Source organism: Brevundimonas sp. G8 (assembly GCF_902506205.1).
GTDB lineage: Bacteria > Pseudomonadota > Alphaproteobacteria > Caulobacterales > Caulobacteraceae > Brevundimonas.
Genome location: NZ_LR732816.1, coordinates 2,010,641 through 2,030,997, shown reverse-complemented (window position 1 = coordinate 2,030,997; position 20,357 = coordinate 2,010,641). Strand labels below are relative to the sequence as shown.

The 20,357-nt window shown below is 65.0% G+C and carries 21 protein-coding genes and 1 tRNA gene; 14 read left to right on the top strand and 8 right to left on the bottom strand.

Translation table 11 applies throughout. From position 1 onward, the window contains the following. Positions 1-198 precede the first annotated feature (198 nt). Positions 199-274: transfer RNA gene (locus tag CHRYSEO8AT_RS09935), tRNA-Ile, on the top strand. Between the two features lie 277 nt (positions 275-551). Next, a complete protein-coding gene (locus tag CHRYSEO8AT_RS09930) occupies positions 552-1,601 on the top strand; it encodes a hypothetical protein (protein ID WP_159849607.1) in 1,050 nt (349 codons plus the stop codon). 194 nt (positions 1,602-1,795) lie between these two features. On the opposite strand, the gene CHRYSEO8AT_RS09925 is transcribed toward CHRYSEO8AT_RS09930, so the two are convergent. Continuing rightward, positions 1,796-1,981: a nucleotidyltransferase family protein gene (locus tag CHRYSEO8AT_RS09925; RefSeq protein ID WP_159849605.1), complete on the bottom strand. Its 186-nt coding sequence runs from the start codon at positions 1,979-1,981 to the stop codon at positions 1,796-1,798. Between the two features lie 104 nt (positions 1,982-2,085). Here CHRYSEO8AT_RS09925 and CHRYSEO8AT_RS09920 point away from each other — a divergent pair, with 104 nt between their 5' ends. The 6 genes from CHRYSEO8AT_RS09920 to CHRYSEO8AT_RS09895 all read left to right on the top strand — a co-directional run bounded on the left by CHRYSEO8AT_RS09920 (position 2,086) and on the right by CHRYSEO8AT_RS09895 (position 6,738). Beyond that, positions 2,086-2,496, top strand: a complete 411-nt coding sequence (locus CHRYSEO8AT_RS09920) for a helix-turn-helix domain-containing protein (RefSeq protein ID WP_159849602.1) — start codon at positions 2,086-2,088, stop codon at positions 2,494-2,496. Between the two features lie 126 nt (positions 2,497-2,622). Further along, positions 2,623-3,657 (top strand): DNA repair protein RadC, encoded by a 1,035-nt coding sequence (gene radC / locus CHRYSEO8AT_RS09915; protein WP_159849600.1) that lies wholly within the window; start codon positions 2,623-2,625, stop codon positions 3,655-3,657. Positions 3,658-3,914: 257 nt separating this feature from the next. Beyond that, positions 3,915-4,184: a hypothetical protein gene (locus CHRYSEO8AT_RS09910; protein ID WP_159849598.1), complete on the top strand. Its 270-nt coding sequence runs from the start codon at positions 3,915-3,917 to the stop codon at positions 4,182-4,184. Between the two features lie 2 nt (positions 4,185-4,186). After that, positions 4,187-4,513: a hypothetical protein gene (locus CHRYSEO8AT_RS09905; protein ID WP_159849596.1), complete on the top strand. Its 327-nt coding sequence runs from the start codon at positions 4,187-4,189 to the stop codon at positions 4,511-4,513. Between the two features lie 187 nt (positions 4,514-4,700). Continuing rightward, positions 4,701-5,111, top strand: coding sequence for a TadE family protein (locus CHRYSEO8AT_RS09900; protein WP_159849594.1), 411 nt, complete (start codon positions 4,701-4,703; stop codon positions 5,109-5,111). Between the two features lies 1 nt (position 5,112). Continuing rightward, the gene (locus tag CHRYSEO8AT_RS09895) at positions 5,113-6,738 is read left to right on the top strand and encodes a TadG family pilus assembly protein (RefSeq protein WP_159849592.1); all 1,626 of its coding nucleotides are present in this window, start codon (positions 5,113-5,115) and stop codon (positions 6,736-6,738) included. Here CHRYSEO8AT_RS09895 and CHRYSEO8AT_RS09890 read toward each other — a convergent pair. From CHRYSEO8AT_RS09890 to CHRYSEO8AT_RS09880, 3 genes are all read right to left on the bottom strand, one after another. After that, positions 6,735-7,121, bottom strand: a complete 387-nt coding sequence (locus tag CHRYSEO8AT_RS09890; protein ID WP_236547499.1) for a helix-turn-helix domain-containing protein — start codon at positions 7,119-7,121, stop codon at positions 6,735-6,737. The genes CHRYSEO8AT_RS09895 and CHRYSEO8AT_RS09890 overlap by 4 nt on opposite strands. A 426-nt stretch (positions 7,122-7,547) precedes the next feature. Further along, positions 7,548-8,147 (bottom strand): hypothetical protein, encoded by a 600-nt coding sequence (locus tag CHRYSEO8AT_RS09885; RefSeq protein WP_159849588.1) that lies wholly within the window; start codon positions 8,145-8,147, stop codon positions 7,548-7,550. 283 nt (positions 8,148-8,430) lie between these two features. After that, positions 8,431-8,901, bottom strand: a complete 471-nt coding sequence (locus tag CHRYSEO8AT_RS09880; protein ID WP_159849586.1) for a hypothetical protein — start codon at positions 8,899-8,901, stop codon at positions 8,431-8,433. 180 nt (positions 8,902-9,081) lie between these two features. Between CHRYSEO8AT_RS09880 and CHRYSEO8AT_RS09875 the strand changes: the two genes are divergently transcribed. The 5 genes from CHRYSEO8AT_RS09875 (at position 9,082) to CHRYSEO8AT_RS09855 (ending at position 14,590) form a co-directional block, all read left to right on the top strand. Beyond that, a complete protein-coding gene (locus CHRYSEO8AT_RS09875) occupies positions 9,082-9,579 on the top strand; it encodes a GAF domain-containing protein (RefSeq protein WP_159849584.1) in 498 nt (165 codons plus the stop codon). Between the two features lie 46 nt (positions 9,580-9,625). Beyond that, entirely contained in the window at positions 9,626-10,303 is a 678-nt protein-coding gene (locus tag CHRYSEO8AT_RS09870) for an SDR family NAD(P)-dependent oxidoreductase (RefSeq protein ID WP_159849582.1), read from the top strand. Then, positions 10,303-11,136, top strand: a complete 834-nt coding sequence (locus CHRYSEO8AT_RS09865) for a CoA ester lyase (protein ID WP_159849580.1) — start codon at positions 10,303-10,305, stop codon at positions 11,134-11,136. Before CHRYSEO8AT_RS09870 ends, CHRYSEO8AT_RS09865 begins: the two co-directional genes overlap by 1 nt. Before the next feature lie 219 nt (positions 11,137-11,355). Further along, positions 11,356-13,410: a capsular polysaccharide biosynthesis protein gene (locus tag CHRYSEO8AT_RS09860; RefSeq protein ID WP_236547498.1), complete on the top strand. Its 2,055-nt coding sequence runs from the start codon at positions 11,356-11,358 to the stop codon at positions 13,408-13,410. Positions 13,411-13,438: 28 nt separating this feature from the next. After that, positions 13,439-14,590, top strand: a complete 1,152-nt coding sequence (locus tag CHRYSEO8AT_RS09855; RefSeq protein WP_201304402.1) for a beta-ketoacyl-ACP synthase III — start codon at positions 13,439-13,441, stop codon at positions 14,588-14,590. Positions 14,591-14,664: 74 nt separating this feature from the next. Here CHRYSEO8AT_RS09855 and CHRYSEO8AT_RS09850 read toward each other — a convergent pair whose 3' ends face one another. Together CHRYSEO8AT_RS09850 and CHRYSEO8AT_RS09845 are read right to left on the bottom strand one after the other, a co-directional pair. After that, positions 14,665-15,126 carry a DoxX family protein gene (locus CHRYSEO8AT_RS09850; protein ID WP_159849578.1) on the bottom strand — a complete coding sequence of 154 codons (462 nt, stop codon included), beginning with the start codon at positions 15,124-15,126 and terminating at the stop codon, positions 14,665-14,667. Between the two features lie 39 nt (positions 15,127-15,165). Further along, on the bottom strand, positions 15,166-16,371 hold the full coding sequence (locus CHRYSEO8AT_RS09845; protein WP_159849576.1) for a M48 family metallopeptidase: 1,206 nt from the start codon (positions 16,369-16,371) through the stop codon (positions 15,166-15,168). Positions 16,372-16,514: 143 nt separating this feature from the next. On the opposite strand from CHRYSEO8AT_RS09845, the gene CHRYSEO8AT_RS09840 reads away from it, so the two are divergent. Continuing rightward, the gene (locus CHRYSEO8AT_RS09840; protein ID WP_135194945.1) at positions 16,515-16,775 is read left to right on the top strand and encodes a hypothetical protein; all 261 of its coding nucleotides are present in this window, start codon (positions 16,515-16,517) and stop codon (positions 16,773-16,775) included. 72 nt (positions 16,776-16,847) lie between these two features. On the opposite strand, the gene CHRYSEO8AT_RS09835 is transcribed toward CHRYSEO8AT_RS09840, so the two are convergent. Further along, complete coding sequence (locus CHRYSEO8AT_RS09835; RefSeq protein ID WP_159849574.1) at positions 16,848-17,375, bottom strand: porin family protein; 528 nt, start codon at positions 17,373-17,375, stop codon at positions 16,848-16,850. A gap of 228 nt (positions 17,376-17,603) precedes the next feature. Then, positions 17,604-20,282, bottom strand: a complete 2,679-nt coding sequence (gene ppdK / locus CHRYSEO8AT_RS09830) for a pyruvate, phosphate dikinase (protein WP_159849572.1) — start codon at positions 20,280-20,282, stop codon at positions 17,604-17,606. Positions 20,283-20,357: the final 75 nt, after the last annotated feature.

Genomic DNA, 20,357 nt, shown 5'->3' with positions numbered 1-20,357 from the left:
TAAGCGATCCAGGACGGCGCGTTCGCCGATCCGTTGCAACGACCTTGGCCGTGCTCGCCTGAACGAACGCCCGTGAGGCTTGGCAGTTTCCGTTCATCTTCGTGAATTCGCCGAAAGATCGCCTTCTTGCCCGCCCCCGCTTGGCAAGCCGCGCCCGCGCCTGCTAGGCGAGACCCCTTCCGCCGAGGCGCGCCTTGGGGGCCTGTAGCTCAATGGTTAGAGCCGACCGCTCATAACGGTCTGGTTGGGGGTTCGAGTCCCTCCGGGCCTACCAATCCTTGTCGGGACCACTTAGAAGTGGCTCAAAACCACTTAAGGGTGGCTCAGCATCCGGTTCCACTCAGTTCGTAGAGTTTAGGCTCGCACGGAGAGCAGTGCGAAGTCTTCCGGGATATTGCCTTCCTCGTAAAGGTCGGGAAACAGCGACAAGGCCGAGTAGACCGTACGGGCGCTGATAGCCGGCTGAGCGGTGTTTCAGATATGATTCAGGCGATCGAACTGCGTTTCATTTCGCCCTGCGACGCATTGCTCATAACTCGAACGTACCGATCGTGCGCGCGGAGCTGACCTGCATCAATGTGAGCGTCCACAACCGTCCGACCATCGATGTCGGTCGAAGTCGGCAGACATCGGGAGAAATGAGCTCAAAGGGCGCAGCATATGAGCTAGGCGTCACGCCGGGTGCTCTCAAGCAGTTGGTGGAAGCCAAACTTCTCGCGCCAATCCGATCCCGGCGCGCACGATACGAAGTCAGTCTATTTGCCGAAGGCGACATCCGTTCACTTCAGACGGCCTGCGATTCGGCGGTGTCGTATCGATGGTTTCAGTCGATGACCGATCTGCCCGAAATCGCAGTCGAACAGCTTGTCGCGCTAGACCATCTCGAGGACCGTCTGGACCCCGCAGTTGAAATCTTGAAGGGCGGAAAACTTCTCACTGCCAAATCCGCGCACCCATTCCTGACCCGGTTCGACAGGGTACCGCACCGCCTTGGCGCCGAAGGCTGGAGCCGACTTCGAGACGCATTCCTTGGTGTAGGCGGACGAGAGAAGCCTTGGGGGCCGGTTTTGGGCGCATGGCTTGATGGAAGTCTCCCCGGCGGGCCCATCAACGTGGGGCTCGGCGGAGAGCCGACCTTGGCAATATACACAGCGGTAGCGCGCACCATCATAATGGGTGGCCCCTCGTCAGCTCCTTGGTTTGGTTTTGAATCTAACCAATACAAAGGCTCCGCTCGCAACTGGCTCTCGCCTGGTGAGACCGCGTCGTACCTGAACTGCTCAGCTGTGGAGATCAGCTATCTCCTCGAAAAGGGCCATCTCCTCCCAATTCCAGAAGAGCGGACCAGATACCGGCGACGTGAAGTTGAGGAGTTCAGCGAGGCCTGGATGAACACCAGAGAGGCCGCAGCGCGTTTGGGTGTGATGCCCCGGCATCTGTGGCGACACCTTGAGGCCTACGATCTCAAATCGTCGCTAGGTCGCGGTTTTCACAAGCGCGACGAGTTGGAGCGAATTGTTGAGAAGGAAGTGAGAGCCAGAAGGGTGCAATCCTACGCTCCCCTCAATCATAGCCGACGCAGACAACCATCGATCCGCTAGGACGGCATTGTGGCCCGCCATCGGCCGTTTTCGCGCGATCGGTAAGCTAGGTGGGACCGTGAGGTCTGAGGATCTGAACGAGTGGTCAAAAGATGCAAACCATGTCGCGAGCCGCCGATGCGGGGGCGCAGATAGGCTCGCTCCACAAAATCGACCTTGCGGTTCAATGATGCTGAGATTTCTCGCTGAATTCGTCACTGGTCGATCAGCGAGAACTTCAACTCAAACTCGGGCCTTACGTCGAAAGCGATGTCGACGTCGGACCGGGAGGTCGCTTGGCCACGTGCAAACGATCCGAACAGATACAGATGCTCAATGCCTTCGAGCACCTGCCTCTGCTCAAACGATTGCAACGCCTCGATTAGGTCTTCTCGGTTCATCCGCTGACGTCCTCAGAAGAAGGTGTACTTAGGCCCGGACATGGCGCCGCCACAGTCTAGGTTAAGGTTTCCCGCAGCTTGGCGAATTATAAGCTAGGAGCAGCATGACGACGACCAAACCCTCCGTCGGTGGACCTCATCCGGTCGATCGCCACGTCGGTCGACGAGTCGCGGCGCTGCGCCTGCACCGCGGCTTCAGCCAGTCAGACCTCGGTCGCGCCATAGGGCTGACCTTCCAGCAGGTGCAGAAGTACGAGAAGGGGACGAACCGAATATCCGCGTCCAAACTCTGGGACATCTCCCGATTTCTGGCCGTCGATATCAGTCATTTCTTCGAGGATTTCGCGCAAGATGCAGGGGGTGTGGCCGAGGATCAGGCTGCCGCATTCGAGCACACGACCAAGACGACCCGGTCCGCGATCGAACTGTCGCGACTGGTCCCCCAGCTGTCGATCCGCAAGCAGAAACTCGCTCTGGACTTCGTTCGGGTCCTCGCCGGTGAAGACGCCGACTGAGGTCGTGCCCTCGTTGCAGTCTCAACTCTACGTTATGCCCTAGGATAGAGGCAATACTCTGGGTTGACAGTGTCCAGAGTCGAGGCGAGCTTTGTGCGACGCAGAAATTGCGGAGCGGCGGCGAGCATGAAAAGTTTCATCGCGGTGCTTCGCGGTCCGGACCACATCTTCGAGTTCGTCAATGCCGCGCATCGCGAGGCCTTCGGCGACCGGGGGCTCATCGGCAAGGCGCGGGCGGACGTCTTCCCTGAGTTGAACGACCAGGGTTTCGCCGACGCGCCGCGTAAAGCCTTTATGACCGGCGAGCCGGTCTTTATGCGAGACAAGCCGGCTAGGTTCGACGACGCGCCGGAAGGTCAGCCCGCCAAACGCCGTCTGGACATTTCCTACGAGCCGATGCGGGATTCTCACGGGGCGGTGTCCGGCCTGTTTGTCCAGGGACGGGACGTGACGGCCATCGGCGACCATCCCCTCGAACAGCGCGCCATGGCGCAGGGGCTTGAGATCCTCACCGACGCCGAGCTTCTCACCCTGTTTCTGTATCACGGCACGCTCGACGCCGATTCCGCCGATCGCGCAGATCATCTGCTTCACCGATTCGGACATCTTGGCGGGGTGTTGTCGGCGTCTCTGCCGAGCCTTCAGCAGATCGTGCCGAACGCGCAGAGCACGACGTCGCGCAGCGTCTCGTCCTCCGCCGCCCTTCACCTGAAGCTGGCCCGGGAACTCGGGCGTCGCATCCTTTTTACGGACATCGCCGCCAGACCCGTTCTGGCCAATGCGTCGTCGTTGCGTACCTATCTTCGCGCCCTCCTGGCGTCGGAGCCCCGCGAGAAGTTCCTAGTCCTCTTCCTTGACCAGGCGCACCAACTGATTGCTCTGGAGACCTTGGCGGAGGGCACGGTCGCTCACGCGCCTGTCTACAGTCGGGAGGTCGTTCGACGAGCCCTCGAGCTATCCGCCAGCGGTCTGATTCTCGTGCACAATCATCCCTCGGGCAGTGACGTTATCTCCAAGTCGGACCTCGACATCACCGCGCAGATCGGTCGCGCCGCCGCAGCCCTCGACATCAACCTGATCGATCATCTGGTCGTCGCCGGGACCAAGGTCGTCAGCTTCGTCGATCGCGACCTGTTGCCCCGATCGGTAGGCCGGCGCTAAGCCCATCGTCTCGCGCGCCGCCGTCTTATTGGGTGGCGGGTAAGCGATCGACAAGCGGTTTTGTAACGACGTCGGGGTTGCCCGTACCGCAGTCGCCAATCGTGTGAGCTTCCAGGCGATCAGTCGGACGGCGAAGACGTCCGGGGCCACCCCCCCAAGCCCCGCGCTTAAAGAGAGCATTAACCGTTTAGGAGCAACCTAAACCTGTGGAAAGTAGATCCATACATCTCTTGGCTGTTTTAAAGGGGGAGGGCCTGATGGCTGCCAGAATTCAAATGATCGGCGCCGCCTTTGCGGCGCGGCGAGACGCCGTCGAAACAGACGACAGCGATCACCTCGAACGCCTCGAGTTGATCATTCTGAAACACAGACCCTTGGGATCAGAGGACGCCGGAATGGTGTTGGCGACAGCTCTGGAGAACCTGCGGCATGGCGGCCGCCCGGACGAACTGGACGTCCAGGCCGTCGGACGGGTCATCAACTGGATCGAGAGCCAGGCGACACCCGCCCTTCGCGCCGTCGGCTGACCATGTCGGTCACGATTTTGGACTCGAGGGCGTACAGCCTGATCGCCACCGATGCGCAGACGCGAGCCGTCAGCCTCTCTCCGGGTCAAACGCCGGAAGGGCTGGCGCAATCCCTGTACGCCGCCAATCTCGAGGCGTTCAGAGGGTGCTACCCGCAGTTCGACGCGGTGCTGCCGCCCTTACGACTCACATGGTTGAATGCTGCTGACCACGCGGAGGTGCTCGAGGCCGTCGAAATGTGGCGCTACAATGTGGAGGAGCCCGAAGATCAGGATCTCAAGCAGGACCTTGAAGCCGTCGTCGCCCATATCGAGCAGGATCACGGGTGAGGGGCGGCGCCGGGCAGGCGAAACCGCTTTGCCTTGGAGTGTCCCCGCGGTTGGGGAACTGCTGCCCATCAGCCCTCCGCGTCGTCAGTTTGAACCGGGATCGAAGCGGACATGGATTGCAACCTGAAAGCGTAACGACTCGTTATACGAGTCTATGAGATAACCTAGGCGTGTAGGAAATGCGCCGATGATCCGATCCGCCCGTCGTCCGTCCCGTGAAGGCTCCGCTGCTGTCGAGTTCGCGCTCGTGGGGCCTCTGTTCCTCGCCATTCTGATCGCCATCGTCGTCTACGGGTTCTGGTTCCTGAGCGCTCAGTCGGTTCAGTCTCTGGCGGCCGAAGGCGCCCGCGCGGGCATCGCGGGCCTTGATGCGGCCGAACGATCACGCCTAGCGCAGGCGGTGGTCCAATCCCGTGGACGCGATATGGGCCTTCAGGCGGAGCGACTGTCCTCGGAAGTGCGCATCGACCAGTCCGCGCTCCGGGTCGTCGTCGCCTATGACCTGAGTAACCATCCCCTGCTTCTTATCGGCGGTTTTCTCCCGCAGCCGCCGAAGAGGATCGCCCGCTCGGCCGCCATCCAGATCGGAACGCCCTGACATGGACCGTCGATCGATCTGGGCGAACGCGCACGGCGGCGTCGCCGTCATCAGCGCATTTGGTGCAGCCCTCGCCTGTCTGGCGGCCGCGATCGCCGTCGATCTCGGCGCCTTGGCCCTGCATGCACGCAAGGTGCAGGGGGCGGCAGATCTTGCGGCCCTGGCCGCCGCACAGCGCCTTGATGGCGCCGACGCGGCCGCCAGGACGACGGTCGCCCTCAATCTCACCAACGTCCGCGTGATCGGGACTGAAACAGGCCGGTATGTGCCTGATCCTGCACGAAAGCCGGCCGACCGCTTCGAAGCCGGCGCATCCGAGATCGACGCCGCGCGCGTGACGGTCACCGCCAAGGCGCCGGTTTATTTCAGCCGCTGGCTACTCGGCCGCGACGAGGTGCTGGTCACCCGCCAGGCGACGGCTGCTGCGCCGCAGACGCCGAAGGCGATGATCAGCCTCGGCTCGCGACTGGCGAGGCTGGATGGAGGGGTCGCCAATCAGGTGCTGAGCGGTCTGCTGGGCAGCCAGGTCTCGTTGAGCGTGATGGATTACCGCGCCCTGGCGGATCTGGACGTCAATCTGCTTCAGTTCTCGGACGCCCTGGCGACCAAGGCGGGCGTGACCGTGGGCGACTACGATCATCTTCTGGCGACGCAAGTGGACGCCGGAGACGCGCTCGGCGTGGTGAAGGCGCTGGCGGGCGGACGCGACGGCGGCGCCTTGGGACGGTTGACTGCGGCGGCGGCCGGCCTGGACCTCAAGGTCGATCGCCTGATCGGCGCCGAGGTCGACGCCCGGCAGGGACTGCGGGAAGGCTTGGACGCCCAAGTCAGCGCGCTGGATCTCGTCATGGCCATCGCGGAAATCGCAGGCGGCGACCGGCAGATCGATCTCAAGCTCGGCGCCCAGGCCGGCGTCGCGGATCTCAAGGCGACGCTGGCGATTGGCGAGCGTCCGAACACCTCGCCTTGGATCGCCGTCACCGCGCGCGGCGACCCCGTCCTGCGCACGGCCCAGGCGCGGCTCTACCTTCGGACGCGAACGGCGCAGTCATTGTCAGGTCTGGCCCAGATCAATCTGCCGATCCTGATCGAACTGGCGCCCGCCGAAGCCCGGCTCGAAAGGCTGAGCTGCACGCCGGCGCGCTCCGTGCGCGTCTTGGCACGGCCAGGTCTGGCGCGCGCCATGGTGGGTGCGGTGGACGAAACGCGCCTGGACGATTTCCAGACGCCTGTCGTACCGGTCAAGGCGACCCTCGCCGCCGTGCTGGGGGTGGTGACGGTGAAGGGCAAGGCGGACATCGAGGTTGCGGACGTCGCGCCCCAGTCCATTGTCTTCAGCGCCGACGATATCGCCCAACGACGGATCAAGACCGTGAAGAGCCGGAACTTGGCGACAGGCCTCGTGACCACTCTCCTGCAGCGTCTCGAACTCGACGTGATCGGCCTGCCACTTGGCGGCCTTGCATCGGCCGTCGGCAATCTCCTCGCCCCGTTGGGGCCGGTGCTGGACGGCGCGATCTCGCCCATCCTCGACGTTTTGGGGCTCAAGCTTGGTGAGGCTGACATCTCGGTTCTCGGTCTGTCCTGCCCGGACACCGGCAGAGCGCCTCCCCGTCTCGTGGGCTAGCCTGCAGTAAAGTCTGGCGTTGCGAGCTGCCGGGCCATTTTCAGTATAAGCTTGCGTGCGCTAGCAGGAAGGTTCGACTCCAGCGTGATCAGTTCGTTCGCCCAAGGCGTGACGACTGGTTGGTCGATATGGGTGTCGGCGCCGGTCGGAAGACCTTCAAAGAAATAGATCATCGGCGCATCGAGAGCGGCGGCAATCTTCGAAAGCCTAGACGACGATATCCGATTTTTCCCGCTCTCGTACTTTTGAACCTGCTGGAAGCTCACTCCGATGTCCTGCGCGAGCACCTTCTGGCTGATGCCAAGCGCGAGCCTGCGAGTAACGACGCGAGCCCCGACGGCTCTATCTACGACATGAGGAATCCGCGAACTTAAATCGGGCATGAATATCTGTATGCCCACAATCCGCCCCCAACACAACCTTAACCTGCATTTTGGCATGTTGGGCGGTGGGTGATCAGATTGCATTGCGCTCCATCCTGACCAGTCGAGCGTCTGACAGCATTAGGGTGATTTTTGCTTTACACCTCTCAGTTCACCAAGCGCACGAAATGGCAGGTCAGCAGCGGGGCTCTGCCGCAGAGTTTGGCGAGTGGCACATGCTAAGCGCTTAATGTTAGGCCTTAGCGCCGTGAAACGATGCAAGATGCGACTGAGGCACCGTTGAGTGGTTGACTAAGTGGTAGTCAAAGAAATTGAGCGGTTTTTCAGGGATTGGTTGAGCCACTTTTAGGCGGTGCCGACAATCCCTGTGTTGAGACCACTTCGGTTGCGCCAGGAACGTTCGAGCTTGGCGCTTGCTGCACTCGGTCAGCCTCTCTTGAGAGTTTGAGGCACAACGTACCGCTCACCGTCGAATGGAAGGCGGATCGTGCGGGGCGCCTCGGGTCGGTCTGCCGTGCGGCACTCTCCGCTCTTGGTTTCGCTCGAAGTGCTGTGTGTCCGGCGCTCCAGCACAGAAATGTCCTGCCCATGCGGGCCGGGGATCATTCGCAGGATGCGCTCGGTCACGGCGGCCTGGCCGGCGCAGGACAAATCCCATTCCCCGGCGCTGCGGAAGACCACCAGATTTTCGAGGACGGGCGCAAGCCCGCCGCCTCGCACCTCGTACAGGGACAGCGTCGTCTCATGGAACGGGTTGGGACGTGAACTCCCCGCCCATTCGCGTCTCACGCCGAACGCCAGTCGATCCGGCTCAAGGCGATAGGCGGCGGTGTCGAACGCGACGCTGGATATCCGAACGGCGTCGTCATCCATGGCATGGGCAAGGCGACGACGTTGGCGCGGCGTTCCGGTGGCTTCATCGACGACTAGGATATCCAGATCGCCCGTGGTTGAGTCTGATCCGACCTCGGCGATGAGCGGAACGGCCACCAACACCAGCCCGGCTGGCCACGCCAGCGCCGACAAACCATGGCGTGAGGATCAATGGACGACGCGGAGGGAAGCGTCAGGGTGCGGTTGCCTACACGCACAGCGCGCTCGCCTTGCGCGACGGCGTTGGGGTAGGCTCGGTCCACGATCCTGGCGACATCCCCGCACTCCTGATCCAGCGCCTCGGCCAGTGTCGGGGCGCTCAGCGCCAGCGCCAATGCCACCAGACCCCATCGGCTGATCATCCGCATGTTCCTCTCCCCATGGTCGACTAAGACGGTCTTAGACGGTCCCGACACCACCTCCTGTAAAAAGTTGATCAGCTGACGCAGATGCGTGCCCGGTCGTTCACCCAGCAATCGCCGCGTAGTCGGACGGTCCCCAGAGGATCGCCGGCCTTGTCGTCGTCGGGATCGGCATTCCAGGTCGCGGCCCCGGATCCGTCGGCGTTGAGGACGACAACGGCGAAATGCGAGTTCTTCGGCTTGCCCTCCGACCAGGCGTTCAGGGTGTAGCCGCCGTCTCCGAACGGAAAGACCAGGCACGGCTCATCGACAAGGACCTTGGCATCGACGGCGAGATAGCACTTGCGCCGCGAGGAGGCCGGCGGCGCGGGCGCGGATGCAGACGCTTCATGGCCAGCATCAGTCTTGGCCGGAGGCTGAGCGGGCGTCGGGGATGAAGTCGGTGCGAGCGGAGCCTGCTGCGGCGGAGGATCGGCTGCAGAGTTCGGCGCGCTTGTTTCCTGACCACAGGCGGCGGTGGCGGCCGATAATATTAGCGTCGCCATCAGGCTGAGTGATCTGGATGAGGTCGATGTCACGGTGCGGCTCCGTCGTGGTTTCCAGCCGCCAACACGGGGCTGACGCGACGGGTTCCCGGTGTGGCGAAATCGATCGATGGCGTCGCCCCCTCCCCTTTGCCTGGGCGCTCGCCTATATCGCCAGCCTGTCCCTCCCGGAGTCCTCCCATGGCCTATGTCGCTCGCACCGATCGTCCCTCGGACAAGGCCGCGCGCTATCTGGAGGTCGAGGAGGAAATCCTGGCCGTGCTGGAGGGGGAGCCGAACGTGACGGCGCGGATGGCGACCGCAGCCTCGATGCTGGCGGATGCGTTCGCGCATTACTTTTGGACCGGCTTCTATGTGGTGGCGCCGGACAAGGCGGACGAGCTGGTGGTCGGGCCATATCAGGGGACGCTGGGGTGTCTGCGGATCGCGTTCGGGCGCGGGGTGTGCGGGACGGCGGCGGCGACGCGCACGACGCAGTTGGTCGAGGACGTTCACGCCTTTCCGGGTCACATCGCCTGCGACAGCCGCTCGGCCAGCGAGATCGTGGTTCCGGTGCTGGACGCCTCGGGCGCACTGATCGCGGTGCTGGACGTGGATGCGACGACGCCCTCCGCCTTCGATACCGAGGATCAGGCGGCGCTGGAACGGTTGATGGCGAAGGTTTTCGCGGCAGGTTGATCGCGCCGCGCCCGGCTCTATGGTCCCCGGCGACATGGAGGAACGGATGACACAGCGGACAGTCGCAATCACGGGCGGGCATGGCGTCCTGGGCCGCGCGGTGCTGGAGGCGGCGTTGAAGGCCGGCTGGCAGGTCGCCGTCATCGATCATGCCGCGGGCCACCCTGTGCCGCAGGGCGTGCTGGAGGTCGGCGGGGTCGATCTGACCGATGCGGGCCAGGCGCAAGGGGCCGTCGATGCGGTCATCGCCCGGTTCGGGCGGCTGGACGCCCTGTTGAACATCGCCGGCGGCTTCGTCTGGCAGACGACCGACGACGCGGAACCGACCTGGGATCGGATGTACGCCCTGAACGTCACCACCGCCGTCAACGCAAGCCGCGCCGCACTGGACGCGCTGAAGGCCTCGCCCGAGGGACGGATCGTCAATGTCGGATCGGCCGCCGCGCTGAAGGTCGGCGCCGGCATGGGGCCTTATGGCGCCGCCAAGGCCGGGGTCCACGCCCTGACCCAGGCGCTGGCGGAAGAGCTGAAGACCACCCGCGTCACCGTCAACGCCGTCCTGCCCTCCATCATCGACACCCCCGCCAACCGCAAGGACATGCCCGACGCCGATCCGGCGACCTGGGTCGCGTCGGCCGATCTGGCGGCGGTGATCCTGTTTCTAGCTTCGCCCGAGAGCCGCGCCATGACCGGCGCCCTGATCCCCGTCACGGGCCGCGTCTGATGCGAAGCGACCGGGTCCGCAGCGTCCTTTATCTGCCCGCCTCCAATGCGCGGGCGATCGAGAAGGCGCGGACGCTGGATTGCGATGTCGCCGTGCTGGACCTGGAGGATGCGGTGGCGCCACAGGCCAAGGCCGATGCGCGCGCCGCCGCCGTCGAGGCGGTTCGGGAAGGCGGGTTCGGGCCGCGCCTGGGCGTGCGGATCAATGGCTTGGACACCGAATGGGGCCTGGACGATCTGGCGGCGATGAAGGCGGCGGGGGCCACGCTGGTGGTCGCGCCCAAGGTGGAGACGCCCGAGGCGGTCCACGCCCTGTCCGCCGGCCTGGGCAAGGGCTGCGCCCTGTGGGCCATGATCGAGACGCCGCGCGCCCTGATGGCGCTTGGCGACATCGCATCCGCAGACGGGGCGCTGGATGGGCTGATGCTGGGGGTCAACGACCTGGCCAAGGCGCTAGGGACCGGAGCGTCGCCGGATCGCGAACCGTTCAAGCCGTGGCTGGCCATGCTGGTCGCCGCCGCGCGGGCCAATGGCTTGCTGGCCATCGACGGGGTGTTCAACCGGATCGACGATGCGGACGGCCTGGCGGCCGAGGCATTGCAGGGGCGGCTGTACGGGTTCGACGGCAAGAGCTTGATCCATCCGTCCCAAATCGCGGGGGCCAACGCCGCCTTCTCGCCGTCGGACGCCGAGATCGCCCAGGCCCGCGCGGTTGTGGCGGCCTTTGCGCAGCCGGATGTCGAAGGCCAGGGCGCGATCCGCGTGGACGGGGCGATGGTCGAGCGGCTGCATCTGGAGCAGGCTAAGGCGCTGCTGACGCGGGCGGAAGGCTGAACACCGTCTCCTCCCCACATCCTGGGGAGGGGGACCGCGCAAAGCGTGGTGGAGGGGCTCTTGAAGTCCCACAGGCGCCTGTGATGCGGTGAAGAACCCCTCCGTCTCTCCGCTGCGCTTCGAGCCACCTCCCCATGAAATGGGGAGGAGACGGGTGTGGACCCTAGCCGCCTTTACGCAACCGCCCTAAACCTCGCGTCGAAACTCAGCGGACCCGCCTTGACCCTACCTGCCGACACGTCTTCGAAAATCTCGGCCTGGGTCTGCGCGCCCGGCGTGCTGAAGGTCCCTTTTCTCGACGTCTTCCTGCCCGACTACAACCTGCGTCGCCTGCCGGGGGACGAGGTTGAGGCTGTGCTCGGCTGGGGGATGAAGCCGACGGCGGCGGCGGGGCGAAGGTGGGCCGAGAAGAACGGGCGGCCCTATGTGGCGCTGGAGGACGGGTTTCTGCGGTCGGTCGGGATCGGCGAGGCGGGGGCGACCAGCCTGAGCCTGATCGTCGACGATCTGGGCGTCTATTATGATGCGACGCGGCCCAGCCGGCTGGAGCAGTTGATCCAGACGGCCGACGACTGGTGCGACGTCGCCATGACCGCCCGGACGCGGGGGCTGATCGACCGGATCGTCGCCTCGGGCGTGTCCAAGACAAACATGGGCGGGCCGCTGGATCCGGGCCTGCTGAAGCCCGGTCGGCGTCTGCTGATCGTGGACCAGACCTTCGGCGACGCCTCCATTGCCCATGGTCTGGCGACGCAGCAGAGCTTCGACGACATGATCGCCGCCGCCCGGCGCGACGAGCCGGACGCCCAACTGATTGTCAAACGCCACCCGGCGGTGGCGGCGGGCAAGAAGCGCGGCTGCGTGACCGACCTGGCCGGGGTCACCCTGGTCGATACGGACGTGCGGCCCGCCGACCTGCTGGCGGCGGTGGATGCGGTCTATTGCGTCACCTCGGCCCTGGGGTTCGAGGCGCTGTTGCGCGGCCTGCCGGTGCGCTGTTTCGGGGGGCCCTTCTATTCCGGCTGGGGCCTGACGACCGATGCGGTCCAGACCGGACGCCGGGGCGCTGCGCGATCGATCGAACAGGTCGCCGCCGCCGCCCTGATCGCCTACAGCCGCTATGTCGATCCGGTGACGGGCTACGGTTGCGAGGCCGAACAAGCCGTGGAGCGGTTGATTGCGCTGCGCGACCGGGCCGACCGGCTGGCGGGGTCGTGGTCGGCGGTGGGGTTCGCGCCGGCCAAGCGGCCGCCGGTGCGCCGCCTGCTGAATTCGCCCAAGGCGACGATGCGATACTTCATGTCGCCGTCGCGGGCCGCCGCCCATGCGACCGCGACGAACGGCCGGCTGATCTGGTGGGCGGGCAAGGAGAGCGAGGCGACGCGTCAGGCGGCCGCCGCATTCGACGGCCCCACCGTTCGGATGGAGGACGGCTTCATCCGCTCGCGCGGCCTGGGGTCGGATTTCGTCGGGGCCCTGTCGGTCGCCCTGGACGACCAGGGCGTCTATTACGACCCGTCGCGTCCGTCGCGGCTGGAGACCCTGATCGAGACGACGGACGCCACGCCGGAGCAGCTGGCGCGCGCCGCAGCGCTGGGCGCGCGCATCGTCCAGGCCGGGCTGTCGAAATACAATCTGAAGGGCCAGGCGCCGGCCGGCTGGCCTGTCGATCGCGAAATCCTGCTGGTCGTCGGCCAGGTCGAGAACGACAAGTCGATCCTGCTGGGGTGCGAGCCGGACCTGGCCACCAACTCGGCCCTGGTCGAGGCCGCGCGGTCCGATCATCCCGACGCCTTCCTGATCTATCGCAATCACCCCGATGTGCTGGCGGGCAACCGGCCGGGGCGGCTGGATGCGTCGGCCATGGCCTCGGTGGACGCCAGCGCTGATGGACTGGACATCGTCGACTGCCTGAACGCCTGTCGCCGGGTGGCCACCCTGACCTCCCTGACCGGGTTTGAGGCCCTGATGCGGGGCAAGGCCGTGTCGGTCTATGGGCGGCCCTTCTATGCCGGATGGGGGCTGACCGACGACCGGCTGGCGTTTGCGCGTCGGAAGCGCCGGGCGACGGTGGATCACCTGATCCTGGCCGCACTGATCCACTATCCGATCTATGTCACGCCCTCGGGATGGCCCTGCGAAGCGGAAGACCTGGTCCAGGCCCTGATCGCGGCGCGCGACCAGCCCACGCCCAAGGCGCCGCGCGGTCAGATCCAGCGCTGGGCTGCGGGTATAATCGCTAGTCTCGACCGCAGGCCGCCGCCGTCCTATTAAGGGGGTTCGTAAAGGAAACCCGCTTCCCGTGTCCAAAGCCGTCATCGCCGCCACCGGCCTCTTCACCCCCGAGCAGTCGGTCTCCAACGCCGAGCTGGTCGACAGCTACAACGCCTGGGCCGACGGCTGGAACGCCCGCCACGCCGCACAGATCGAGGCCGGCGAACTGGAGGCCAAGGCCCACTCCTCGCCCGAGTTCATCGAGAAGGCGTCGGGCATCAAGAGCCGGTTCGTGCTGGACAAGGCCGGGATCATCGATCCCGAGCGGATGGCTCCGAACCTTGCCGAACGCTCCAACGACGAGATCTCGATCCTGGCCGAGATGGCGGTCAAGGCGGCGCGTCAGGCGATCGAGGCCTGGGGCAAGCCGGTCTCGGAGATCGGCGCCGTCCTGTGCGCCGCGTCGAACATGCAGCGCGCCTATCCCGCCATGGCCATCGAGGTGCAGCAGGCCCTGGGCATCGATGGCTTCGCCTTCGACATGAACGTGGCGTGCAGCTCGGCGACATTCGGCATCAAGACGGCGACGGACTTCATCGCCGGCGGCTCGGTCAAGGCCGTGCTGATGGTCAACCCCGAGGTCTGTTCGGCCCACCTGAACTTCACCGACCGCGACAGCCATTTCATCTTCGGCGACGTAGCCACGGCGGTGATCGTGGAATCGTCAGAGACGGCGGGACCGGGCGGCTGGGACGTGCTGGGCACGCGGCTGAAGACGACCTTCTCGAACAATATCCGCAACAACTTCGGCTTTTTGAACCGCAACGCGCGCGACACCGCGCATCTGGACACACCGGCCGCCGACGACAGCGTGCAGAACGACAAGCTGTTCATCCAGCAGGGCCGCAAGGTCTTCCGCGACGTGGTGCCGATGGTGTCGGACATGATCGTGGATCACGGCGGCGAACTGGGCCTTGATCCGCACGACCTGAAGCGGTTGTGGCTGCACCAGGCGAACATCAACATGAATACGATGATCGGCAAAAAGGTGCTGGGGCGTGAGCCCTCGGCGGACGAGAACGTCATCATCCTGGACGACTACGCCAACACCTCGTCGGCCGGGTCGATCATCGCATTCCATCTGCACAACGACGGGTTCGCCCCGGGCGACACGGGCCTGATCTGCAGCTTCGGCGCCGGCTATTCCGCCGGGACGGTCTTCGTCAGGAAGCGCGCGTAGAGCCTGATCGTTTCGGAAGGAACCGCGTCGCGGTTCCGGCTGAAGCGTGAATCAGGCTCTTACCTTAACGTGCCCTAGAGCCGGGGCAGGAACAGGACGAAGTCCAGGCTCCAAAGCCCCGGCCCGTTGGCGATCAGCCAGATGAGGATGACCATCAGCAGGGTCTCGGGCAGGTCGAAATAGCTGGACAGGCGATAGCCGAGACTGGCGCCCTCGACGGACTTGGACGCCACCGTCACCAGGGCCACGACGCAGATGACCAGCAGCACCAGCGCCGCCAGGCTGGTGAACAGGCCCATGATCAACAGGGCGCCGAAGGCGAACTCGCACACCGATACGAACCGCGCGGTCTGGCGCGGGGCGGCGACGCCGGCCTCGACCATGGTCTTCTGCATCTTCTCGGCCTGGGCCGGGGTGAACAGTTTGTAGAAGCCGGACAGGAAGAACATCCCTCCGACCACGACGCGCGCGATCAAGGGCGCGATGTCCATCAGCGCCGGAACGCCCAGGCCGAAGCCGCGATAGAGGTCGATCATCAGACAAAGGCTCCGCTGGATGGCGGAGCCTTCAATGCCTTACGGACGCGTCGGTTGCCCTGGCATGTCTTGGGGCGGATGCGTCGCCTTCCATTCCATCGCCCGACGGACGCGGTTCTCGACGCTGGGGTGATCGTAGAACAGTAACTCCTCTACGGCCGAGGGCGACGGGGCGCGGTATTCGGCGGTCTTGATCAAGGCCTTGGACAGGCCGTCCGGCGCATTGGCGTGGACCAGCGAGAAATGATCGGCGTCCTCCTCCATCGTCCGCGTCAGGGTGGCGAAGACCGGGGTGCCGAGCACGCCCAGGAAGGCCAGGACCAGGGCCAGGATCGGAAGGCCGGCGGGATCGGCGATGTCGCCCACGCGGTCTGCTCTCAGCAGTCGGTGCGCCAGCGGGTAAAGCCGGTCCGTCAGCCAGAAGGCCAGGGCCGACAGCAGCACCAGCACCCCGACCGTCCAGAGAATGTGGGCATGGGCGTAGTGGCCCATCTCGTGACCGACGACGCCGCGCACCTCAGCCAGGTCCGCGTTCTGTTTGAACATGGTGTCGCTCATCGCCACCCGCGCCGTGCCGAACAGGCCCGAGACGTTGGCGGTGTAGCGGTCGGACTGTTTGGACCCGTCGTAGATGAAGATCTTGTCCGACGGCGTGCCGGTCTGTTTGGCCAGCGCCACGACGGCGTCGCGCACCGGGCCGTTCGGCGCGGGCGTATAGGTGTTGAAGATCGGCTCGATCACTAGCGGGGCGAGCACCAGGCCGATGACGATGAAGGCCGCCGTCACCGCCGACGCCCAGGCCCACCAAAACCGCCGCGCGCGCCGGATCAGGGCGTAGATGGCGACCAGCAACAGCGCGGTCATCACGACCGAGATCGCTGCGCCGATGACCGCCTCCCCCAGCCAGCCGCCCAAAGCCTGGCTCGTCAGGCCATACTGTTTCTCGCGATACCAGCTTTCATAGATGGACCAAGGCAGGGTCAGCACCCAGCTCATGATCGAATAGACCAGGGCGACGGCGAAACTGGCCATCAGCGGTCGATTACGGCGGCGCTCGATCCGGCTGCGGATCGCGACCAGCAGGCCGGTGCGCACGATGATCCAGGCGACCAGGGCCGAAACCAGGAAACTCCACAGGATCAGCCAGTGTGATCCGTGGGTATAGGCGACGGCGCGGGCCGTATCCTGGGGCGACAGGGTCGCAAGCCACTGGGCCGTGGCGACTGCCGGATCGAAATTCTTCATGGTTTCTCCTTAAGAGAACCAAAGCGCGTGACCCGCGTTATGTCAGGTTAATTCCCATCCATGATGATTCTTGCGCCGCCACGCTTGAAACTGTCACAGTATTTTGCAACGCATTCGATTGTCGAGAACAGGGGATTTCCCAGATGGCTCACATGACACCGAAGCAGGTGCTGGAAAGCTTGGCCAAGGATATTGCCGCCGTGCTGAAGAGCATGGGCGGTTCGGCGCACCAGAATATGGTGGTCGATTGCGTCGCGGCGATGAAACGTCAGCGCGGCGAGGCGGTCAATCCGCCCGATCTGCGCCAGAAGATCATCGAGACCTTCGAACAATACCGCGACTGGTTCGTGCGTCCGTTCGGCGAAGGCTCTCAACGCTGGGCCCTCGCGGGCGACTTCGCCTGATATCACTGTCCTGAACGCGAAAGGCGCGCCCCTTACGGAGCGCGCCTTCGTCGTTCTAGCTGATCCTAAAGATCAGAAGCGACGGATGTAGCTGACCGAATAGGCGTCGGCCTTGCCCGCATCGTCACGGTAGTCGCGACGGGTCCAGTCGGCTCGCACGCCGTTTACGCCATCCAGGTAGTAGTTGGCGCCGGCGCCGTAGTTCCAGCTGTCAGCGCCCACATCGGTGTTGGCGCCGGGGAACTCCTGCTTCAGCTCGGTGTGGCCGTAGCCGCCGCGCGCGAACAGTTCCAGCTTGTCCGAGACCGGCACCTTGCCGACCACATAACCGGCGGCGTCCCACTCATGCTTGATCGAGCCATCGACGCCGGCGACGGTGAAGTCGTCGTCCTTGACGCCGACCGAGGCTTCGGTTTCCAGCGCGATGTAACGGTTGAGGTTTACGCCCAGACGACCCGTGACGGCGCCCGTCGTTGCATTGTCGCCTTCAAGATGAGTGTAACCCAGCGAGCCGTAACCGCGCGGCTCTGGATTGGTTTGAGCAAAGGCCGGAGCGGCGATTGCGGAAACGGCGACGGCGGCGAGAAGAATGTTACGCATTGTTTCTTATTAACTCCTAGATGTGATGACCGGACCGATCATCAGCCCCATCCAGCGAGAGCTTAAATAGGTCAGGCCTTCATCTGTTCCAGAGGCTAAAAAACACAACGAATGCCTGTGGACGCCAGGACACATACGGCGTTCCGCCAAGGTTGGCGGTTTTGTGACAAAGAAAAAGGGCGGCCTCGGCAGAGACCGCCCTTTTCGCGTTTCTGACGTGCAGAAGGCCTAGCGGTCCTTCTCGCGCTCCACGTTCAGCGCGGCCTGGGCCGCCGCCAACCGGGCGATCGGCACGCGGTAGGGCGAGCAGGAGACGTAATCCAGACCGGCCTTCTCGCAGAAGGCGATGGACGACGGGTCGCCGCCGTGTTCGCCGCAGATGCCCAGCTTGACCTCGGGACGCACCGCGCGACCGCGCTCGGCGGCGATCTCGATCAGACCGCCCACGCCGTCCTGGTCCAGACGCACGAACGGATCGGTCTCGAAGATGCCCTTGTCCAGATAGGCCTGCAGGAACCGGCCCGAGTCGTCGCGGCTGATGCCGAAGGTCGTCTGGGTCAGGTCGTTGGTGCCGAAGCTGAAGAACTGGGCGTATTCGGCCAGATCTCCCGCGCGGATGGCGGCGCGGGGCAGTTCGATCATGGTGCCGACCAGATAGTCGATGCTCTGGCCCGTCTCCTCGAACACGGCCTTGGCGGTGCGGTCGGTCAGTTCGCGCAGGAACTTCATCTCTAGGCCCAGGGCGACCAGCGGGTGCATGATCTCCGGCAGCGGGGCCTGACCCGACGTCTTCTGCACCTCCAGCGCCGCCTCGATGATGGCGCGGACCTGCATCTCGTAGATCTCGGGATAGGCCACGCCCAGGCGGCAGCCGCGATGGCCCAGCATGGGGTTGGTCTCGTGCAGTTCCTTGGCGCGACGCTTCAGCTTGTCGGCGTCGATGCCGGACGAGGCGGCCAGGGCGTCGATGTCTTCCTCGGTATGGGGAATGAACTCGTGCAGCGGCGGGTCCAGCAGGCGCACCGTGACCGGCAGGCCGGCCATGATCTCGAACAGCTCGACGAAGTCCGACTTCTGGAACGGCGCGATCTTGGCCAGGGCCGTGCGGCGGCCGGCCTCGTCGTCGGCCAGGATCATCTCGCGCACGGCGGCGATCCGGGTGTCGTCGAAGAACATGTGCTCGGTCCGGCACAGGCCGATGCCCTCGGCGCCGAAGCCGCGCGCGGTCTTGGCGTCCAGCGGCGTCTCGGCGTTGGCGCGCACCTTGAGGCGGCGAACCTTGTCGGCCCAGGCCATCAGGGTCTGGAAGTCGCCGGTCAGCTCGGGCTCGATCATCGGCACGGCGCCGTCCAGCACCTCGCCCTTCGATCCGTCGATGGTGATGATCTCGCCGGTCTTGAAGGTGCGGCCGCGCGCGGTGAACGTGCCCTTGGCCTCGTCGATGTGGATTTCGCCGGCGCCGGAGACGCAGGCGCGCCCCATGCCGCGCGCCACGACGGCGGCGTGGCTGGTCATGCCGCCGCGCGCCGTGACGATGCCGCGCGCCGCATGCATGCCGTGGATGTCCTCAGGGCTGGTTTCCTCGCGCACCAGGATGACCGCCTCGCCCAGGCCGGACATGCGCTCGGCCTCGTCGGCGTCGAAGACGATCTTGCCGGTGGCGGCGCCGGGCGAGGCCGGCAGGCCGGCGGCGACCACGGTGCGTGCCGCATCGGGGTCCAGCGTCGGGTGCAGCAGTTGGTCCAGAGCCGACGGCTCGACACGGCTGATGGCTTCTTCCTGGGTGATGACGCCTTCGGCCGCCAGATCCACGGCGATCTTCAGCGCCGACTTGGCCGTGCGCTTGCCGTTGCGGGTCTGCAGCATCCAGAGCCGGCCCTGTTCGACCGTGAACTCGATGTCCTGCATGTCGCGGTAATGGCTCTCCAGCGTGTTCACCACCTCGACGAACTGGCCGAACACCTCGGGCATGGCCTCTTCCATCGAGGGGGCGGTCTCGCCCATCTCCTCGCGGCCGATTTTGGTCAGGCTTTGCGGCGTACGGATGCCCGCCACCACGTCCTCGCCCTGGGCGTTGATCAGGAACTCGCCGTACAGGCGCGCCTCTCCGGTCGAGGGGTTGCGGGTGAAGGCCACGCCGGTCGCCGAGGTCTCGCCCATATTGCCGAACACCATCGACTGGACGCTGACGGCCGTGCCCCAGCTCTCGGGGATGTCGTGCATGCGGCGATAGAATTTCGCCCGGTCGTTCATCCAGCTGGCGAAGACGGCGCCCACAGCGCCCCACAGCTGGTCCTTGGGATCCTGCGGGAAGGGGTGGCCCAGCTCGCGCTCGACTACGGTCTTGTAGTCGGCGACCACCTTCTGCCAGTCCTCGGCCTTCAGATCGGTGTCGACGGTGACGCCCAGCCGGTCCTTGTGCTGGTCCAGCACCTCTTCGAAATCGTCGTGGCTGAGGCCCAGCACGACGTTCGAATACATGGTGATGAAGCGGCGATAGCTGTCGAAGGCGAAACGGCGGTCGCCCGACAGTTTGGCCAGGCCCTCGACCGTCTGATCGTTCAGACCCAGGTTCAGGACGGTATCCATCATGCCCGGCATCGAGGCCCGCGCGCCCGAGCGGACCGAGACCAGCAACGGGTTATTCACGTCGCCGAACGTCTTGCCGACGATGCCCTCGACGTGATCCAGGGCGGCCTTCACCTGGGCTTCCAGATCGGCGGGATAGGTCTCGCCGTTGGCGTAATAGTGGGTGCAGACTTCGGTGGTGACGGTGAAGCCAGGAGGGACCGGCAGACCCAGCGACGACATTTCCGCCAGATTGGCGCCCTTGCCCCCGAGAAGGTTCTTCATCGACGCGTCGCCGTCGGCGGAGCCTCCGCCGAAGCCGTACACCCACTTGGTCATATTGCAGTCCCTGAGCTTTTCGGATCGTCCGGCGGGTTGCCCCCGCTCGCACATGCAGCACGATCTAGCGCGGAG

Bases quoted from the DNA above. Each gene is read 5' to 3' on its own strand.
- CHRYSEO8AT_RS09925 (WP_159849605.1), bottom strand. From the start codon at position 1,981: ATGAACCGAGAAGACCTAATCGAGGCGTTGCAATCGTTTGAGCAGAGG.
- CHRYSEO8AT_RS09920 (WP_159849602.1), top strand. From the start codon at position 2,086: ATGACGACGACCAAACCCTCCGTCGGTGGACCTCATCCGGTCGATCGC.
- radC (WP_159849600.1), top strand. From the start codon at position 2,623: ATGAAAAGTTTCATCGCGGTGCTTCGCGGTCCGGACCACATCTTCGAG.
- CHRYSEO8AT_RS09910 (WP_159849598.1), top strand. From the start codon at position 3,915: ATGGCTGCCAGAATTCAAATGATCGGCGCCGCCTTTGCGGCGCGGCGA.
- CHRYSEO8AT_RS09905 (WP_159849596.1), top strand. From the start codon at position 4,187: ATGTCGGTCACGATTTTGGACTCGAGGGCGTACAGCCTGATCGCCACC.
- CHRYSEO8AT_RS09900 (WP_159849594.1), top strand. From the start codon at position 4,701: ATGATCCGATCCGCCCGTCGTCCGTCCCGTGAAGGCTCCGCTGCTGTC.
- CHRYSEO8AT_RS09895 (WP_159849592.1), top strand. From the start codon at position 5,113: ATGGACCGTCGATCGATCTGGGCGAACGCGCACGGCGGCGTCGCCGTC.
- CHRYSEO8AT_RS09890 (WP_236547499.1), bottom strand. From the start codon at position 7,121: ATGCCCGATTTAAGTTCGCGGATTCCTCATGTCGTAGATAGAGCCGTC.
- CHRYSEO8AT_RS09880 (WP_159849586.1), bottom strand. From the start codon at position 8,901: ATGGCGACGCTAATATTATCGGCCGCCACCGCCGCCTGTGGTCAGGAA.
- CHRYSEO8AT_RS09875 (WP_159849584.1), top strand. From the start codon at position 9,082: ATGGCCTATGTCGCTCGCACCGATCGTCCCTCGGACAAGGCCGCGCGC.
- CHRYSEO8AT_RS09870 (WP_159849582.1), top strand. From the start codon at position 9,626: ATGACACAGCGGACAGTCGCAATCACGGGCGGGCATGGCGTCCTGGGC.
- CHRYSEO8AT_RS09865 (WP_159849580.1), top strand. From the start codon at position 10,303: ATGCGAAGCGACCGGGTCCGCAGCGTCCTTTATCTGCCCGCCTCCAAT.
- CHRYSEO8AT_RS09850 (WP_159849578.1), bottom strand. From the start codon at position 15,126: ATGATCGACCTCTATCGCGGCTTCGGCCTGGGCGTTCCGGCGCTGATG.
- CHRYSEO8AT_RS09845 (WP_159849576.1), bottom strand. From the start codon at position 16,371: ATGAAGAATTTCGATCCGGCAGTCGCCACGGCCCAGTGGCTTGCGACC.
- CHRYSEO8AT_RS09840 (WP_135194945.1), top strand. From the start codon at position 16,515: ATGGCTCACATGACACCGAAGCAGGTGCTGGAAAGCTTGGCCAAGGAT.
- CHRYSEO8AT_RS09835 (WP_159849574.1), bottom strand. From the start codon at position 17,375: ATGCGTAACATTCTTCTCGCCGCCGTCGCCGTTTCCGCAATCGCCGCT.
- ppdK (WP_159849572.1), bottom strand. From the start codon at position 20,282: ATGACCAAGTGGGTGTACGGCTTCGGCGGAGGCTCCGCCGACGGCGAC.